Source organism: Bacillus sp. JJ664 (assembly GCF_036962205.1).
Classification (GTDB): domain Bacteria; phylum Bacillota; class Bacilli; order Bacillales; family Bacillaceae_G; genus Gottfriedia.
In genome coordinates, this window is record NZ_JBALMS010000189.1 from 1 (window position 1) to 2,401 (window position 2,401).

A 2,401-nucleotide genomic window follows, 5' to 3' on the forward strand; every position below is an offset into this window, starting at 1 on the left:
AATAAGTACTAGATAATGAAAAGAGGTATATTATGAATCATTTTTTGGGGATGCACATTCAACAAAATGACAAAAGGCCGTCTGCCAGTATTGTAAGAATGATCATTCAACGGATGAATGAAGATTCAACGGTAAATGCATATCGATGTATTTATGATTTTGAACATATGTTGCGAAATAATATTATTTTAAGTGCAAGAGCTATGTATCAAAGTAGAGTGAGGTTTGAAGTATTTGCAAGATCTCGATGTAATCCAAGATACTGGCATTTAATGAGAAACGGTGGATTCCTATTGAGGGAAGGTGTAAGACCTTCTGATGCGATTAAAGATATTTACTTTAACAGTCCATATTATGCATTTGAATGTGCAACGGGAATGGTCATTATCATTTACAATGCGGTCCTAAATCTTATAGGCGAATACTTATTTAATCAAAACTTTCAAAACATCTACTTATACGGCTGGCATGCTGATCCAGACCTCGGTATAAATTCACATTATGAGCGTTTTCTTCCTGGTGATATCGTATATTTTAATAATCCAGATTTTAATCCGTTAACCCCTGAGTGGAGAGGAGAAAATGCGGTTGTTTTAGGAGATGGTACGTATTTTGGACATGGTTTAGGAATATTAACAGCTGAACAAATAATTTATGTCCTAAATAAAATGAGAAGGCCAAGAGCATATCGGTCAGCCTACCTGACTAATTTAGTAACAAGACCGAATTTTAATCATTTGGCGGAATTAGCGAATTGGCAACGAGACTATTCAGTTAATAAAAATAAGAATATAGTTGCCCATTATAACGAAAGTTCGATTTCATTTGAACAATATAATGACTTGTTAAATAATTGTATAGTAAATTAAATGACTTTTAGATAAATAAGTTCTTTTTAGAAACAAACTCAAATTATTATTGGAATGGCTGGTAATATCATTCATAACTCACAAAAAACATTTTCAATATCTATTGGTATATAATTAACATCAACTAAATTCGGGATTTTTTCTCGAAAATCGTAACAAAAAGCTGTTCCTCCACCATCTGACCACTTCTTTTTAGTTTATTGAGTACCTATACAATTATCAAATTTCTTAATGAAACTTTCGCTTGCGTTAGTTACAAAAAAGATTTTTCTCTCATGAGGAAAATCTTTTTTTCTAGCGATTATTATTGAGAGGTTTTAGAATACTTAAAAATTAATAACTTCACTTTGACTCGAGAACTTTTGTTTCATTAGCTACTTCGACTTAGGTAGCCTATTTTTATGCTTACAGGCAATATAGTTCAATAAGAATATTAGAATTATTACAAAAATGTAATTCATACTAGGTCAAGTTAGTTTATTATTAAAGTAAAATCTAATATTTGGAGAAAAGACATTGGGAGAAAAACTAAGAGACTTTATTGATTATTTATTATTTAAGATTAGGGCTAAAAATAATGTAGGAACGACAACGTTTGCACAATTAAAAATTGAACCTGAATATACAAATATTGATTTAGAGAAGAAACAAGTAACTGGAGAAGTTAAATATAAAGAAAATACATACTTAACAGTTATTGTTGACCTTCAAAATAATACTACAAAAGTAAAAGGGAATTTACGTAGGATTTCTAAAATAATAAAACCATTTAAGAAGCGACACTATATTGAAATGATTGAATCTGAAGCTGAATTTTTAATTGATAAACCAATTACAAATACTAAGGAATAGTAAATATTTAAGATTTTACCATGTTGAACTAACGAAAAGCGCTAGTATCAATAAGTTTATTTAGGGGGCATTAATATGAGTGAAACGTCTCTAAAGTTAAATATTAATAACCAAGAATATATTGTTGAGGAGGAAAGGTGGTATATATTTGAATTTTAGTCTGGTTATGAACTTGGAAACTCTGAAAGTCCCTATTGTAAATGTCGGGTGATTGATAATTCACTTGCTCTTATTGATGATGACGGGAGTGTTCGTTTCTTTGTATTAGATGAAGAATCAAAAAAAGATTATCTTATTGCCGAAAATGAACTTCTTTCTATTTCAAATATTAAATAACCTTATTTAGCTAACTGGCGAGTTAGTTCAACAACGATGGCTGCTTCTATAGTCTATTTTTATGGAACTTACTGGGAGTTTAGGTTAAAATTCACTCTATTTAATTATTTTTATTTTACTAGTAAAGTTTGAATGAAATCTACTAAATAGATTTTTTTTGAAAATAAATAGTTTTAATATCCAAACCAGCTTGTCCAATTTTCATAATATAAAGTGTACGCAAAATTTATTTTGGAGGTGCATTTTATTGCCAGTACCACCAGGGCCACCGAGCCAAGGCTCAACAGGAATAACCGGACCACCTGGACCACCTGGACCACCTGGACCAACAGGAGTAACAGGAG

At 30.7% G+C, this 2,401-nt stretch carries 2 protein-coding genes; both read left to right on the plus strand.

Annotated features, from left to right (window positions below; all coding sequences use genetic code 11):
* Positions 1-32 precede the first annotated feature (32 nt).
* A complete protein-coding gene (locus V7056_RS19915; RefSeq protein ID WP_499704126.1) occupies positions 33-869 on the plus strand; it encodes a protein-glutamine gamma-glutamyltransferase in 837 nt (278 codons plus the stop codon).
* Between the two features lie 516 nt (positions 870-1,385).
* Entirely contained in the window at positions 1,386-1,721 is a 336-nt protein-coding gene (locus tag V7056_RS19920; RefSeq protein WP_499704127.1) for a hypothetical protein, read from the plus strand.
* The last annotated feature ends 680 nt before the right edge of the window (positions 1,722-2,401 follow it).